General features: G+C 73.2%; 11 protein-coding genes. 4 read left to right on the top strand and 7 right to left on the bottom strand.

The genetic code is table 11. The features are described from left to right. Positions 1–7 precede the first annotated feature (7 nt). On the bottom strand, positions 8–511 hold the full coding sequence (locus AVL62_RS11065; protein ID WP_058891669.1) for a DUF2505 domain-containing protein: 504 nt from the start codon (positions 509–511) through the stop codon (positions 8–10). A gap of 4 nt (positions 512–515) precedes the next feature. Then, positions 516–1,034: a hypothetical protein gene (locus AVL62_RS11060; protein WP_058891668.1), complete on the bottom strand. Its 519-nt coding sequence runs from the start codon at positions 1,032–1,034 to the stop codon at positions 516–518. Between the two features lie 139 nt (positions 1,035–1,173). Between AVL62_RS11060 and AVL62_RS11055 the strand changes: the two genes are divergently transcribed. Next, positions 1,174–5,973 carry an NAD-glutamate dehydrogenase gene (locus AVL62_RS11055; RefSeq protein WP_058891667.1) on the top strand — a complete coding sequence of 1,600 codons (4,800 nt, stop codon included), beginning with the start codon at positions 1,174–1,176 and terminating at the stop codon, positions 5,971–5,973. 19 nt (positions 5,974–5,992) lie between these two features. Then, positions 5,993–7,498, top strand: a complete 1,506-nt coding sequence (locus AVL62_RS11050; RefSeq protein ID WP_058891666.1) for a sensor histidine kinase — start codon at positions 5,993–5,995, stop codon at positions 7,496–7,498. A gap of 47 nt (positions 7,499–7,545) precedes the next feature. On the opposite strand, the gene AVL62_RS11045 is transcribed toward AVL62_RS11050, so the two are convergent. Beyond that, entirely contained in the window at positions 7,546–7,794 is a 249-nt protein-coding gene (locus tag AVL62_RS11045) for a WhiB family transcriptional regulator (RefSeq protein ID WP_010148753.1), read from the bottom strand. Between the two features lie 365 nt (positions 7,795–8,159). Here AVL62_RS11045 and AVL62_RS11040 point away from each other — a divergent pair, with 365 nt between their 5' ends. Further along, a complete protein-coding gene (locus tag AVL62_RS11040; RefSeq protein ID WP_058891665.1) occupies positions 8,160–9,368 on the top strand; it encodes an amidohydrolase in 1,209 nt (402 codons plus the stop codon). 280 nt (positions 9,369–9,648) lie between these two features. Here AVL62_RS11040 and AVL62_RS18050 read toward each other — a convergent pair whose 3' ends face one another. From AVL62_RS18050 to AVL62_RS11020, 4 genes are all read right to left on the bottom strand, one after another. Further along, positions 9,649–10,416, bottom strand: coding sequence for a (2Fe-2S)-binding protein (locus AVL62_RS18050; protein WP_058891664.1), 768 nt, complete (start codon positions 10,414–10,416; stop codon positions 9,649–9,651). Between the two features lie 56 nt (positions 10,417–10,472). Next, complete coding sequence (ppdK, locus tag AVL62_RS11030) at positions 10,473–13,133, bottom strand: pyruvate, phosphate dikinase (RefSeq protein WP_058891663.1); 2,661 nt, start codon at positions 13,131–13,133, stop codon at positions 10,473–10,475. A gap of 64 nt (positions 13,134–13,197) precedes the next feature. Then, positions 13,198–14,052 carry a pyruvate, water dikinase regulatory protein gene (locus AVL62_RS11025; protein ID WP_058891662.1) on the bottom strand — a complete coding sequence of 285 codons (855 nt, stop codon included), beginning with the start codon at positions 14,050–14,052 and terminating at the stop codon, positions 13,198–13,200. Between the two features lie 47 nt (positions 14,053–14,099). Further along, positions 14,100–14,453 (bottom strand): DUF4282 domain-containing protein, encoded by a 354-nt coding sequence (locus AVL62_RS11020; RefSeq protein ID WP_058891661.1) that lies wholly within the window; start codon positions 14,451–14,453, stop codon positions 14,100–14,102. Positions 14,454–14,514: 61 nt separating this feature from the next. Between AVL62_RS11020 and miaA the strand changes: the two genes are divergently transcribed. After that, positions 14,515–15,471 carry a tRNA (adenosine(37)-N6)-dimethylallyltransferase MiaA gene (gene miaA / locus AVL62_RS11015; protein WP_058891660.1) on the top strand — a complete coding sequence of 319 codons (957 nt, stop codon included), beginning with the start codon at positions 14,515–14,517 and terminating at the stop codon, positions 15,469–15,471. Positions 15,472–15,473 lie beyond the last annotated feature (2 nt).

The following is a 15,473-nucleotide window of genomic DNA, read 5'->3' as shown; positions in this document are numbered from 1 at the left end:
CGGGGGCTCAGCCCTCGGCCAGCCACTCCCGCGCGACCCGCTCCTCGAGCTGCACGATCTCCCGCATCCGCTCGGCGACCATCGCCTCCACGCGACGGCCGAGGAGCGGGACCCGCGCCTCCAGGTCGCCGTCGACGACGTGGTCGGTCACCTGCGGCTCGGAGCCGCGACGCAGGTGGATGCCGCCGGTGAAGGTGATGGGCAGCCCCGGCATCTCCAGGCTCATCGCGCCCTCGCGCTCGCCGTCGGCGTCCGGCGACCCCCAGCGCACCGTCTCGACCACGAGCAGCCGGGGACCGATGAGCCCCTTGGCCATGTCCGGTATGCCGTCGCTGGGCAGGTGCCGCTGCGTCGTCACGGTCGTCGTGCCGTCCGGCGCGGTCTCGACCTGCACGGTCTGGTCCAGGGACCCCGAGCGCTCGCAACGTCGGACCTGGTAGGCGTGGTCGGTCAGCATCTCGAAGGTGCGCTGCGGGTCCGCCGGGTGGCGGATCGTCTCGGTGATCCTCATGGCCTCACCGTACGTCCTGACCGCCCGGCCCGGGGAGCACAGCGCGCCAGCGGCGGTGCAGGCCGTGCAGCCGCCGCAGGACGACCCCCTTGTCGGCCCGGGTGAGCGTCCCGCTGCGGGTGCGGTCGGCGACCCGGTCCAGCAGGTCTCCCAGCTCGGTCATCACGCCGGCGGCCTCCGTGACCCAGGGTGCCGGGTGGGGGAGCACCTCCCCGGCCAGGGCCCGCAGGCGCCCGGCAGCGGCCCGGCAGCCGGCGTGGTCGGGCACCCGGTCGGCCCCCCCGATGGCTCCGACCACCAGGGGCTGGGGCCGGGGCCGGTCGAGACCGGTCGCGGCATCGGCCAGGACGTGGGCGACGCCGTCGAGCAGCGCCTCCACCAGACCGCTGGCCTCCGACCACCCCAGGTCGGGCGCCAGGAGGCTCACCTCCTCGGCGGCGCGCAGCAGCGCGGCGGGACGAGACACCGCCCCCGACGGCGGCCGGGCGGCCGTGGGCCCGGGGGGCCGGTCGATCCCGGTCATGGGCCCACCCTAGGGGGCGCGCGGGGCCGGTCCGGGGGTTGTCCCCAGGCGGGTACGCAGGCGGGGAGCCGAGTAGGGTGGCGGCAGGCGCACGTCGGGGTGCGCCGGACGCCCGCGACCCGAGGAGTGCACGCGCACGATGACGTCGACCGACACGCTCACCGACCGCTTCTTCCACCACCTGGCCGCCACCGAGCTGGCCGGTCGCCAGCAGGAGCAGCGCGAGGCGATGGCGGGCTCGATGGCCGAGCTGTCCGAGGGGCGGGACGCCGGGCGCGCGGCCATCCGCGTCCTCAACCCCACCCTCGACGCGGGTGGCTGGACGACCCGCCAGACCGTGGTGCAGGTCGTGACCGACGACATGCCCTTCCTCGTCGACTCGGTGCTGGGCGAGGTGAGCCGGCACCGGCTGTCGGTGCACCAGCTCCTGCACCCGCAGGTCGTCGTGGACGAGTCGACCGGCGACGTGCTCGACCTCGACCCGCAGGACGTCGGTGAGGGGCAGCGGGTCGAGTCCTGGATCCACGTCGAGGTCGACCGCGTGCCGGAGCCGGAGGACCGGGCCTCGCTCGAGGACGACCTGAGCCGGGTGCTCACCGACGTCCGCCGCGCCTGCCGCGACTGGGGAACCATGCGCCAGCGCGCCCGGGCCATCGTCGACGAGCTCGAGATCGGACCTCCCCGGTCGGTGGACCGCGACGAGATCGGCTCGACCGTCGACTTCCTCACGTGGATCGACGACCACCACTTCACCTACCTGGGCTACCGCAGCTACGACCTCGTCGAGACCGACGACGGTCTGGCGCTGCAGGCCGTGGCGGGCAGCGGTCTGGGGATCCTGCGGGACGAGAGCGACGACCCGGCACCCACCGTGCTGCGGCCGGAGGCGGCCCGCACGGCGCGGGACCCCCGCCTGCTCACCGTCACCAAGGCCAACACGCGGGCCACCGTCCACCGGTCGGTCCCGCTGGACTACATCGGGATCCGACGTTTCGACGAGCGCGGACAGGTCGTCGGTGAGCACCGCTTCCTCGGCCTGTTCACCCAGAGCGCCTACGCGGAGTCGAGCCAGCGCCTGCCGATCGTCGGCGCCAAGGTCAAGCAGGTGCTGGCCGAGTCCGGTTTCGCCCCCGACAGCCACTCCGGCAAGGACCTGCTCAGCGTGCTGGAGGCCTACCCCCGGGACGAGCTGTTCCAGGCCCCGGTGGAGCATCTGGCCGCGACCGCCGGCGACGTGGTCCGTCTCCTCGAGCGCCCGGCCGCCAAGGCCTACGTGCGGGCGGACGAGTTCGGCCGGTTCGTCAGCGCCCTCGTCTACCTCCCCCGCGACCGCTACAACACCGCCAACCGCCTCCGCGTGCAGTCCCTGCTGGAGGAGACCTACGGCGGGGAGCTGGCCGACTACGCCACCCGGGTCGGAGACGGGCCGCTGGCCCAGTTGCACTTCGTCATCACGGTCCCGCGGGACCAGGACCTGCCCGACGTCGACCAGCGGCAGCTGCAGGAGCGTCTGACCGCCGTGACCCGGACGTGGGTCGAGGGTCTCGCGGACGCCGTCGCCGCGCACGTCGAGGACGAGGGCGTGACCGGCGACCTCGTGGCCCGGTACGCCGACGCCTTCCCCGAGGCCTACAAGGAGGACTTCGACGGCGAGGCCGCCTACCTGGACCTGCAGCGGCTGGGCGAGCTGCACGGCAGCGACGCCTCGGCCCGCCCGCGCGTCTACCGCGCCCCGGGCGAGGCGCCGACCGAGCGGCGGCTCAAGGTCTACCGCTCCGAGGAGATGTCGCTCACCCACGTCCTGCCGGTCTTCGCCGACCTCGGGCTGGAGGTCACCGTCCAGCGGCCCTACGAGCTGGACGGCAGCAACGACGACGGCTCGCCGGACTACATCTACGACTTCGGGCTGCGCGCCCCGTCGGAGACGGTGTGGGACGGTGGCGAGCACCGCACCGAGGACGAGGTCGCGGCAGCGTTCGAGGACGCCTTCACCGCGGTATGGGGCGGGTCGGCGGAGTCCGACACGCTCAACTCCCTGGTCCTCACGGCCGGCCTCGACTGGCGGCGCGTGGTCATCCTGCGCACCCTGGTCCGCTACCTGCGCCAGGTCGGCACCTTCAGCCTCGACTACCTCGAGGAGGCGCTGGTCGCCAACCCCGACATCGCCCGGCTGCTCATCGAGCTGTTCGAGGCCCGGTTCGACCCCGACGCCCACGGCGAGGACGAGGAGCGGTCCGCCCGCACCGAGGAGGTCGCCGAGGCCGTCGCGAGGGCGCTGGACGAGGTCGCCAGCCTGGACCAGGACCGCATCCTGCGCTCGCTGGCGGCCGTCGTGCAGGCCACCCTGCGCACCAACTTCTACCAGCTGGGCAGCGACGGCCGCCCTCAGGCGTGGGTGAGCCTCAAGCTGCTGCCGCGCGAGCTCGACCTGCTGCCCGAGCCCCGGCCGGCGTTCGAGATCTGGGTCTACGCGCCGCGGGTCGAGGGCAGCCACCTCCGGTTCGGTCCGGTGGCCCGCGGCGGACTGCGCTGGAGCGACCGGCGCGAGGACTTCCGCACCGAGGTGCTGGGTCTGGTCAAGGCGCAGATGGTCAAGAACGCCGTCATCGTCCCCACCGGGTCCAAGGGGGCGTTCTTCCCCAAGGACCTGCCGGACCCGGCGGTCGACCGCGGCGCCTGGCTGGAGCAGGGGAAAGCGGCATACCGCACCTTCATCAGCGGCATGCTGGACGTCACCGACAACCGCGTCGGCACCGACATCGCGCCGCCGGAGCGCGTGGTGCGCCACGACGGGGACGACCCCTACCTGGTCGTGGCTGCGGACAAGGGCACGGCGACGTTCTCCGACATCGCCAACGGGGTGGCGCGCGACTACGGCTTCTGGCTCGACGACGCCTTCGCCTCGGGAGGGTCGGCCGGCTACGACCACAAGGGCATGGGCATCACCGCGCGAGGCGCGTGGGAGTCGGTGAAGCGTCACTTCCGGGAGCTGGGGCTGGACACCCAGACCACGGAGTTCACGGTCGTTGGGGTCGGTGACATGAGCGGTGACGTCTTCGGCAACGGCATGCTCCTCTCGGAGCACATCCGCCTGGTCGCGGCCTTCGACCACCGCCACATCTTCCTGGACCCGGACCCGGACGTCGCGAGCTCCTACGCCGAGCGGCAGCGCCTGTTCGAGCTGCCGCGGTCCAGCTGGGCGGACTACGACACCTCCCTCATCAGCGAGGGCGGCGGCGTCTATCCCCGCTCGCAGAAGTCCATCCCCATCAGCGCGCAGGTCCGCGAGCGGCTCGGGCTCGACGAGGGTGTCAGCACGATGACGCCGCACGAGCTCCTGCGGGCCATCCTGCTCGCGCCGGTGGACCTGCTGTGGAACGGCGGCATCGGCACCTACGTCAAGGCCTCCACGGAGACCGACCTGCAGATCGGCGACCGCGCCAACGACCCCATCCGGGTCGACGGGCGGGAGCTGCGGGTCCGCGTGGTCGGCGAGGGCGGCAACCTCGGGCTGTCCCAGCGGGGCCGCGTCGAGGCGGCGCTCGCCGGCGTCCACGTCAACACCGACGCCATCGACAACTCCGCCGGTGTGGACACCTCTGACCACGAGGTCAACATCAAGATCGCGCTCACCCCTCTGGTGCAGGAGGGCGTGCTGTCGCTGGAGGAGCGCGACGAGCTGCTCGCCTCGATGACCGAGGAGGTCGCCCGCAAGGTCCTGCGGCACAACTACGAGCAGAACGTGCTCATCGGCAACGGCCGTCTGCAGAAGGGGGTCATGGCCACGGTCCACCAGCGCCTGATCCGCTACCTCGGTGAGCACGCCGGCCTGGACCCCGAGCTGGAGTTCCTGCCCGACGAGAAGGAGTGGGCGCGCCGCGAGGAGGCGGGCACGGGCCTGGCGGCGCCCGAGTTCTCGGTGCTGGTGGCCTACGCCAAGCTCGGCCTCAAGACCGAGCTCAGCGAGACCGAGCTGCCCGACGACCCGGCCCTGCTCGACTCCCTGCTGCACTACTTCCCGGGGCCGCTGCGCGAGCGGGCCCGCGAGCAGATCCTGGAGCACCCGCTGCGGCGGGAGATCGTCGTCAACGAGATCGCCAACGCCATGGTCAACCGCGGCGGGGTCTCCTTCGCCTTCCGCGCCCAGGAGGAGACCGGCGCGACCGTCGCCCAGATCACCCGCGCCTTCCACGTGGTGCGCTCCGTCTTCGGGCTGGCGGACTACACCGCCGCCGTGGAGGCGCTGGACAACCGGGTGCCGACCGACATCCAGACCGAGCTCTACCTCGAGGTGCGGCGGCTGCTGGACCGCGCCACCCGCTGGTTCCTCAACAACCGCTCGCTGTCGGCCGGCATGGACGAGGAGATCGAGCGCTTCGCCGAGCCGGTCCAGGAGCTGGTCCCGCGGCTGGGTGAGCTGCTCCAGGGCCATGAGCGTGAGCGGTGGGCGCAGCGGGCGGAGTGGGCCTCGGCCAACGGCATACCCGAGGACCTCGCGCAGCTCTACGCCTCGCTGCTCGACAGCTACTCGCTGCTGGACGTCGCCGAGCTCGCCGGCGAGATCGACCGTGACGTCAGCGAGGTCGCCGAGATCTACTTCGGGGTGTCCGAGGCCTTCCGCATCGACGACCTGCTCACCCACGTCTCCCACCTGCCGCGCGAGGACCGGTGGTCCTCGCTGGCGCGGGGGGCGCTGCGGGACGACCTGTACGGCGTCATGCGCGGGCTGACGCGGACGGTGGTGGAGCGCACCGGGACGCAGGAGGCCGAGGACTCCCTCGAGCGGGTGCGGGAGTGGATGGCGGAGAACCGCGAGGCCCTCGTGCGCACCAGCCAGGTGCTGCGGACGGTCAGCGGCATGAGCCAGCCCGACCTGGCTCCGCTCTCCGTGGCGCTGCGGACCCTGCGCGGACTGGTCCGCCAGGGGTCCGCCGACTGACCTCTGCGAGAATCGCGCCGTGGCTGTTCTGCGGGAGACCCTGTCGCGCTCGTCGATGTCGGGTGCCGACATCGACTGGGTGCACCGCCTCGTCGGCGACTGGCAGATGCTGGCGGACCTGGCGTTCGCCGACCTGACCCTGTGGCTCCCGGTCCAGCGCGACGACGCAGCCGACCCGCACCTGTCGCCCTGGTTCCTGGCCGCGCACGCCCGGCCCTCCACCGGGCCGAACTTCTACCACGACGACGTCATCGGTGAGGCCCCGGGAGCGGCGCGCGAGCGGCTGCTGACGCAGGTGATGGAGACCGGCCGCCCGTCCACCCCCGACGAGGTGGGCTACGTCCGGGAGCAGTACGTCCCGGTGGTCCGCACCGGCCGCCCGATCGCGGTGCTCATCCGGCATACCGATCTGCAGAACATGCGTCAGCAGGGGGGTCTGGAGGTCAACTACCTCCAGATCAGCCAGCAGCTGTTCTCGATGATCGCCGAGGGCGCCTTCCCCATGGACCACGTGGCGACCGGGGTGGGCCGGGGGACGCCCCGGGTGGGCGACGGCGTGCTGCGGCTCACGGCCGACGGGCTCATCGACTACGCCAGCCCCAACGCCGTCTCGGCGCTGCGCCGGCTCGGGCACACCGACCCCGTGGGCGGCGCCGATCTCGCGCAGATCGTCTCGACGCGGCTGACCCCGGGCGCGACGGTGGACGAGACGGTGCCGCTGGTCCTCACCGGCCGGGCGCCGTGGGGGACCGAGATCGAGACCGCCTCGGTCAACCTCACCCTGCGCTCGGTGCCGCTCATGCACGCCGGGAAGCGCGTGGGTGCGCTGCTGCTCATGCGCGACGTCAGCGAGATCCGTCGGCGCGAGCGCGAGCTGCTGAGCAAGGAGGCCACGATCCGGGAGATCCACCACCGGGTCAAGAACAACCTGCAGACCGTGTCCGCCCTGCTGCGACTGCAGTCCCGGCGGCTCGACGACCCCAAGGCGCAGGAGGCGCTGGCCGAGGCGGGGCGGCGGCTGTCCACCGTCGCGCTGGTGCACGACACCCTCAGCCAGGCGTTCTCCGAGCGGGTCGACTTCGACGACGTCGCCACGCGCATCCTGCGGGCCACCGTGGAGGTCGCCTCGACGCAGGCGGTGGTGGAGACCGAGCTGGACGGGTCCTTCGGTTGGCTGCCGCCGGACGACGCGACGCACCTCGCCATGGTCCTGGCCGAGCTCGTCCACAACGCGGTCGAGCACGGGTTCGAGGAGGGGGAGCGCCCCGCCGGGGCGTCCCGGGTCGTGGTGAGCGCCGCGCGGACGAGGGACGAGGGTGGGACCGACGTGCTGGAGGTGAGCGTGGCGGACAACGGGCGGGGCTACGCCCCCGAGGCCGGCGACCGGCAGGGCGCGGGCCTGGGCACGCAGATCGTCGAGGCCCTCATCAGCGACCTGCGCGGGCAGATCGGCTGGGAGACGGCGCAGCCGCACGGGACCGTCGTGCGGTTCACCGTGCGGCTGCGGGGCTCCGCCACCGGTTGAGGGTCACGGCCTCCTCCGGTGATGGAGTGCTCAGGGGTGGTCGGGGCTCAGCTCGCCCGTCGGGCGCGCGCCTTGCGACGCTTGAGCGCCCGGCGCTCGTCCTCGGACAGCCCGCCCCACACACCGGCATCCTGCCCGGTCTCCAGCGCCCACTTGAGGCAGGTGTCGATCACCGGGCAGGTGCGGCAGACGGCCTTGGCCTCCTCGATCTGCTGCAGCGCCGGGCCGGTGTTGCCGATCGGGAAGAAGAGCTCGGGGTCCTCTTCCAGGCACGCCGCTCGGTTGCGCCAGTCCATCAGTGTCTGCTCCTTGGTCTGCGCCCGTTCAGGGGCGCCCTCTCGTCGTCGCCCACGTCCGGGGTCCAGGGGTGTCCGGCGGGCGACGACACCTCGTTGTTCCGTCTGCGTGAGCGGTGCCGGATCAGGGTATGGCGCCGCTGTCTCTGCTGGGGCCAACGCCAGGCCCGTAGACAGTGTTCCCGATCCTCCCATCGCGACACGCCGTAGCACAAGGGTGAACCGCCGTCCGGGCCGTGCGACCGGGTGAGTGATCAGTCACACCCGTCCCAGGACGAAGGCCCTGGAGCGGGGGTGCGCGGGGCCCGCACGCGCCGCTGCGTAGGGTGGGGACGGTCCGGATCCGTCGTCCTGAGGGAGTTCCTGTGCCCAGTCCCCGACCGTCCCTGGCCATCGTCGGTGCCCGTGTCGTCCCGGTCGAGGGCGAGGTGATCGAGGACGGCACGGTGGTGGTGCGCGAGGGACGCATCGCCGCGCTGGGGCCGCGTGAGCAGGTCGACGTCCCGGAGGACGTGGAGGTCGTCGACGCGGCGGGCTCCTGGTTGCTCCCCGGCCTCGTCGACGCCCACGTGCATCTCGGCGTGTGGGAGGAGGGGGAAGGCTGGGCCGGCCTGGACGGCAACGAGACCACCGACCCGGTCATGGCCGCGGCGCGGGCCATCGACGCCATCAACCCGCGCGAGCAGGGCTTCGACGACGCTCTCGGGGCGGGCGTCACGACGGTCAACGTCAACCCCGGGTCGGCGAACCCGATCGGGGGCCAGGCGGTGGCGCTCAAGACCTACGGCCGCTACGTGGACGAGATGGTGCTGCGCAACCCCAGCGGCATCAAGGCCGCGCTCGGCGAGAACCCCAAGCGGGTCTACGGCGAGCAGAAGAAGACCCCCGCCACCCGGCTCGGCGTCGCCCTGGTCATGCGCAAGGCCTTCGCCGCCGCCCGGTCCTACCAGGCGAAGGTCGCGGCGGCCGGGGACACCCCGGTCGACGCGGACCTCGTCAGCGAGGCCCTGGTCAAGGTCCTCGAGCGCGAGATCCCGTGGCGGCAGCACTGCCACCGGGCGGACGACATCGCCACCGCGATCCGGCTGGCCGAGGAGTTCGGCTACCGCCTCGTGCTGGACCACGGGACCGAGGCATACCTCGTCGCGGACCTCGTCGCCGAACGGGACATCCCCGTGCTCTACGGGCCGATGATCGTCAGTCGCTCCAAGGTCGAGGTGCGCCACCGGAGCCCGAAGGCGCCCGGGATCCTCGACCGGGCCGGCGTGCAGGTGTCCATCATCACCGACCACCCGGTGGTGCCCATCGACCACCTCATCACCCAGGTCGCGCTCGCCGTCCGCGAGGGCATGGACCGGGACGCCGCGCTGCGGGCGGTGACCGTCAACCCGGCCCGGGTCCTGGGTGTCGAGGACCGGGTGGGCTCGCTCGTCGTGGGCAAGGACGCCGACTTGGCCCTGTGGTCCGGCGACTGGCTGGACCTGCAGTCCCGGGTGCTGCGCACGTGGATCGACGGGGTCGAGGTCTACGCCTACGACCGGGAGAGCGGCACCGGCACTGTCCGACCCCGCTGACGGGGGTGCCTCCGCGCGGCTGAGCCGGGGCCGGGTCTTCGCACCCCCCGGTGCGCTCTCGACGGGAAGTCTGTGCACGGAATCGCAGCCTGAGCACCTCAACGGCACCCTGTGCATGCCGTCTACCGCATGCACAGGGTGCCGTCGGCATGCACAGGGTCCGTGGGCGTGCACAGGGTCGGTGGGCGTGCTCTGGGTTTGTGGGCATGCACAGGGTCGGTGGACATTTACAGGGTCAGTCGGCGTGCACAGGCGTGGTCCGGCGGGCGTCGGTGGCCGGTCAGTGGCCGGGCGTGACGAGGTGGGCGTGGGTGGGGGCCCGGACGCAGTCGGGGCACAGCCCGTGACCGGGTATGCGGTCGAACAGGCAGCAGCCGGCGCGCAGGAAGGCCTCGTCGGCCCGTTCCATCGCGCCGCCGACGCCGCTCGGCAGGCCGGAACGGGACCGGGCGGCGCCGCCGGGGGCCAGCCCGGGTGCGGCCAGCACCAGGCGCACCACCTCCCAGGCCGTGGCGGCGGCCCCGGGCCTGGCCGTGGCCAGCACCCGTGCCGCCCCGACGAGGCTGGAGGCAGCGTTGCTCAGCAGCACCCTCGGTGGGACCCGCCCCACCCGGGAGCAGGCCGCGTCCAGGTCCGCCAGGCTGCCGTCCACGACGGTGCGGGCGAGCTCGGCGGCGGCCTCGTGCGGTCCGGTCACGGCGCGCCACGGCGTCCCGTCCGCGAGGGCCAGCGGCACGTCCCCGCGGTGGCCGGGGGAGCCGAGCAGGTGCCGGGAGCGCAGGTCGGGCACGGTGCCGTGCAGCACCGCGGTCGCCAGCCCGACGGACCACAGCCGCGAGGCCACGCCGACCTGCAGCGCGGACATCGCCACCTTGCCGTCGACGTCCGCCGGATCCTGACCGGTGCTCGCCGCGAGGGCCTCTCGCACCTGGTCGAGTCGCCCCGCCAACGGTGCGTCCCCCAGCAGCTCGTCGAAGGGGACGGCGTCGGTGCCCGTCGCGTCGGCCAGCACGAAGAACCCGCCGAGCCCGGCCAGGTCCGCCTGCACGTCCTGCGGCCGGCGCGACCCGCCTGTCGGCCGGCCTGACCCGCCCGTCGGCCGGGTCAGGAGGCGTCCCGCTGCGCCAGCACCGCCCGGGCCGCGGCGAACCGGGCGATGGGCACGCGGTAGGGGGAGCAGGAGACGTAGCTCAGCCCGAGCTCCTCGAAGAGCCCGATGGAGGCGGGGTCGCCACCGTGCTCCCCGCACACCCCCAGCTTGAGGTCGGGCTTGGCCGCCCGTCCGCCCTCGGCGCCGAGCCGGACCAGGCCGCCGACCCCGTCCCGGTCGATCGACTCGAACGGGTTGTGCGGGATGACCTCCTCGGAGACGTAGGCCGACAGGAAGCCGCCCTCGGCGTCGTCCCGGGAGATGCCGATCCCGGTCTGCGTGAGGTCGTTGGTGCCGAAGGAGAAGAAGTCGGCGTGCTGGGCGATCTGGTCGGCGACCACGGCGGCCCGCGGCAGCTCGATCATGGTGCCGACGGTGACGTCGAGCTCGGCGCCGGCGCTCTCCAGCTCCTCGGCGACCGCGCGCTCGACGACGGCACGCTGCGCCCGCAGCTCGGAGGCGTAGGCCACCAGCGGGACCATGATCTCCACGCCGGCCGTCTCGCCCTCGCGCTCGCGGACCGCCAGGGCCGCACGGATGATGGCCCGGGTCTGCATCTCGGGGATCTCCGGGTAGAGCATGGCGAGCCGGCAACCGCGGGTGCCGAGCATGGGGTTCTGCTCGTGCAGGCGCTTGACCTGCCCGAGCAGGGCCCGGGCCGTGGTCAGCTCCGCGGGATCGCCGTCGGTCAGCTCCAGGCGCTGCACGAGCAGCGACTGCTCGACGAGGTCGGGGAGGAACTCGTGCAGCGGCGGGTCCAGGAGCCGGACGGTGACCGGCAGCCCCCGCATCGCGGTGAAGATCGCCTCGAAGTCCTCCTGCTGCATGGGCAGGATCGTCTCCAGGGCCGCGGCGCGGTCCTCCTCGGTCTCGGCGAGGATCATCTGCCGGACGGCCGGCAGCCGGTCGGACGCCATGAACATGTGCTCGGTGCGGCACAGGCCGATCCCCTCGGCGCCCAGCTCGCGCGCCTTGGCGGCGTCCTCGCCGGTGTCGGCGTTGGCCCGCACCCCGAGCCGGCGCACCTCGTCGGCCCAGGTGACGATGGCCTCGAAGTCCTCGTTGATCTGCGGGGGGACCAGCTCGAGGGCCTCGCCGTAGACCTCGCCGGTCGAGCCGTCGAGGGTGATGAGGTCACCCTCGGCGAAGGTGTGCTCCCCGATGGTGAGGGTGCGGTCGGCGGTGTTGATGCGGATGCCGCTGGCCCCGGCGACGCAGGGCTTGCCCATGCCGCGCGCGACGACCGCCGCGTGCGACGTCATACCCCCGTGGGCGGTGAGGACGCCCTGGGCGACGATGACGCCGTGGATGTCGTCCGGCGTCGTCTCGTAGCGGACGAGGACGACCGGCTCCCCGGCCCCGCCCCGGGCGGCCGCGGTGTCGGCGTCGAAGACGACCTCGCCCACGGCGGCGCCGGGGGAGGCCGGCAGGCCCTTGGTCACCGGGCTGCGGCCGTGCTCGGGGTCGATGGCGGGGTGCAGCAGCTGGTCCAGCTGGCCGGGCTCGACGCGCTGCAGCGCCTCCTCCCGCGTGAGGACCCCCTCCTCGACGAGGTCGCGGGCGACCCGCAGCGCCGCGGCGGCGGTGCGCTTGCCGTTGCGGGTCTGCAGCAGGTAGAGCGTGCCGTCCTCGACGGTGAACTCGATGTCCTGCATGTCCTTGTAGTGCGCCTCGAGGTCGTGCATCGTCTGCACGAGCTGGGCGTATGCCTCCGGCAGGACCTCCTCCATCTCGCCCAGCGGCTTGGGGGTCCGGATCCCGGCGACGACGTCCTCGCCCTGCGCGTTGACGAGGAACTCGCCGTAGAGCTCCTTCGCGCCGGTGGACGGGTTGCGGGTGAAGCAGACCCCCGTCGCGGACGTGTCGCCCCGGTTGCCGAAGACCATCTGCATGACGTTGACGGCCGTGCCCAGGTCGTCGGGGATGCCGTTGGCCCGGCGGTAGACGCGGGCCCGCGGGGTGTCCCAGGAGTTGAAGACGGCCGAGATCGCGCCGCGCAGCTGGTCCCGGGGGTCGGTCGGCAGGTCGCGGCCCAGCTCGCGGCGGGAGACCTCGAGGTAGGTCTGCACCAGCTCCTGCAGGTCCTCGGTGCGCAGGTCGGTGTCCTGCTCCACGCCTCGGCGGGCCTTGAGCGCGGTCAGCTCGTCCTCGTAGGCGTGCGGCGCGACGCCCTCGACGACCTCGCCGTACATCTGCAGGAAGCGGCGGTAGGAGTCCCAGGCGAAGCGGGGGTTGTCGGCCTCCGCGCCGAGCGCCTCGACGGTGTCCTCACCGATGCCCAGGTTGAGGATGGTGTCCATCATCCCCGGCATGGAGACCACGGCACCGGAGCGGACGGAGAGCAGCAGCGGTCGCTCGCCGCCCAGGGTGCGCCCGGTGCGCTCCTCCAGCCGCGCGAGCGAGGCGAGCACGTCCTCCCACAGGCCCTCCGGCCACTCGCCGCCGGCCTCGGTCGTGGCGATGCAGGCCGCGGTGCTCACGGTGAACCCGTCCGGGACCGGGATGCCGAGGCGCTTCATCTGCGCCAGGTTGGCGCCCTTGCCACCCAGCAGGCCGCGCATCTGCGCGTTGCCCTCGGACATGTCGTAGAGGTAGGTCTGCGTCTCTCCGGCCATCTCTGCGCTCCTCGCGGTAGGGGCGGGGCCCCGTCGCCCCGTGCCGTCCTGTGTGGGACGGAGCCTACCGGGAGAACGAGGTGCCGCCGGCGGCCGCCTCACGGCGCCGCTGCACCACCTCGATGACCCTCCCGGCCGCCTCCTCGAGGGCCAGGTCGGTGGTCTCGATGACCGGGCAGCCGAGGCTGCGCTGCAGCTGGGCGACCTCGTCCAGCTCGTCGAAGATCTTCACCAGGTCGGTGTAGCCGTCGCGGTGGCTCTGCGGGCTGCCCATGGCGCGCACCCGCCGCCCGCGGATCTGCTGCAGCCGCTCGGGGTCGATGGTGAGACCGACGATCTTCCACCGCTGCACCTCCTGCAGCTGCTGCGGTGGGGCGATGCCGGGGACGAGCGGGATGTTGGCGGTGCGGTAGCCGAGGTAGCCGAGGTACATCGACAACGGGGTCTTGCCGGTGCGGCTCACCCCGATGAGCACGATGTCGGCCTCGCGCAGGTGGTTGGACAGGTTGCCGTCGTCGTTGGCGATGGCGAACTCCATCGCGGCGACCCGCTTGAAGTAGTCCTCGCCGACCCCGACGGGACGCACCACCCGCTCCGGCGCCTGGCCGGTGACGGCGGACAGCGCCGTGACCGCCGGCTCGAGGAGGTCGGCGTGCGGCAGCCCCTGCTCCTCGCACAGCTGGGTCACCCGCACACGCAGGGCCTCGTCCACCACGGTGGAGAACACGACGGTGCGGACCTGCTCGGGCCGCATGCGCGCGAAGGAGTCGTGCAGGCCGTCCAGCGAGGACTGCCGCGGGTGCCGGATGATGCGCACGTCGTGGTCGGCGTACTGCGCGGCGGCCGCGCGCGCCACGCGGGCGGCGGTGTCGCCGGTGGAGTCGGCGATGATGTGCAGCTCGACCGGGGGACGCGACATGCTGACGAGGGTATGCCCGGACGTCGCCGCCGGCGTGCCGACGGCCCTCAGAGCCGGCCGCGGTGGTGCACGTCCTCCGACAGCCGGATGACGGCGTAGTAGAGCTCCAGGCTCATGCGCACGAACGCGAGGTAGACCAGCCCGATGATCGGGGAGGCCAGGAGCAGCAGGAAGCCGAGGACGACTCCCGCGCCGCCGCGGAACATCGTCGTGAGCCCGCTGATGGCGAAGCCGATCGTCAGCAGCGCGACGAGGACGGTCGCGATGACGTAGACGATCTTGACGATGCTCGGGGTGACGAAGGTGTCGAAGTTGAAGTCGAAGAGCGCCTTGAGGCCGCCCCCTGCGGGGGAGGTGCGCTCTGGCTCACCAGGGGTGCCGGACGGGTGCTGGGTGCTCATGCCCTCAACCTAGCGCTGGTCAGTGACCTGCGTCACCCCTTCCGGATGTCAGACTTCCGGCATGCAGCGCGCCACCCCCTCGGCTCACGAGGCCGCGCCCGGCCAACCCCTCGTGGCGGTGGTGGGGCCGACGGCGACGGGGAAGTCCGACCTGGGGGTGCGGCTCGCGCTGGAGCTCGGCGGGGAGGTCGTCGGGGCGGACGCCTCGCAGCTCTACCGGGGGATGGACATCGGCACCGCGAAGCTGACGGTCCCCGAGCGCCGCGGCGTGCCCCACCACCAGCTCGACGTGCTGGACGTGCGCGAGGAGGCCAGCCTCGCGGCATACCAGCAGGCGGCCCGCGCGGACGTCGCGGCGATCCGGTCCCGGGGCCGGGTCCCGGTCGTGGTCGGCGGGTCGGGGCTCTACGTCCGGGCGCTGCTCGACCGGCTGGAGATCCCGCCCACGGACCCCGAGGTCAGGGCCCGGTGGGAGGGCGAGCTGGAGGAGCGCGGCGTGCAGGCGCTGCACGAGGAGCTGGCGCGGCGGGACCCCGACGCGGCGGCCCGGATCGAGCGCCGCAACGGCCGACGGGTCGTGCGGGCCCTCGAGGTGATCGAGCTCACCGGGCGGCCCTTCAGCGCGACCCTGCCGACCCGCGAGCTGCTCGAGCCCACGGTGCTGCTCGGGCTGCACGCCGACCGGGAGGTCCTCGACCGGCGGGTCGGCGACCGCGCGGCGCGGATGTGGGCCGACGGGCTGCTCGAGGAGGTCCGCGGGCTCGAGGCGGCCGGGCTGCGTGCGGGACGCACGGCCTCGAGGGCGGTGGGCTACGCCCAGGCGCTGCGCCAGCTCGACGGCGAGCTGTCGGAGCAGGAGGCGGTGGCGGAGACGGCGGCCGCGACCCGTCGGCTGGCCCGGCGCCAGCAGAAGTGGTTCGGGCCCGATCCCCGCGTCGTCTGGCTGCAGCACGACGACCCGGACCTGCCGGCCCGCGCCCTCGCCGTGGTCGGTCGTGCCGGCGGCAGGGCAGGATGAGC

Origin of the sequence: Serinicoccus chungangensis (genome assembly GCF_001483745.1) — a bacterium.
In the GTDB taxonomy this organism is placed as follows: domain Bacteria; phylum Actinomycetota; class Actinomycetes; order Actinomycetales; family Dermatophilaceae; genus Ornithinicoccus; species Ornithinicoccus chungangensis_A.
The sequence above is the reverse complement of the archived record's forward strand: the minus strand, read 5'-3'. Positions and strand labels throughout refer to the sequence as shown.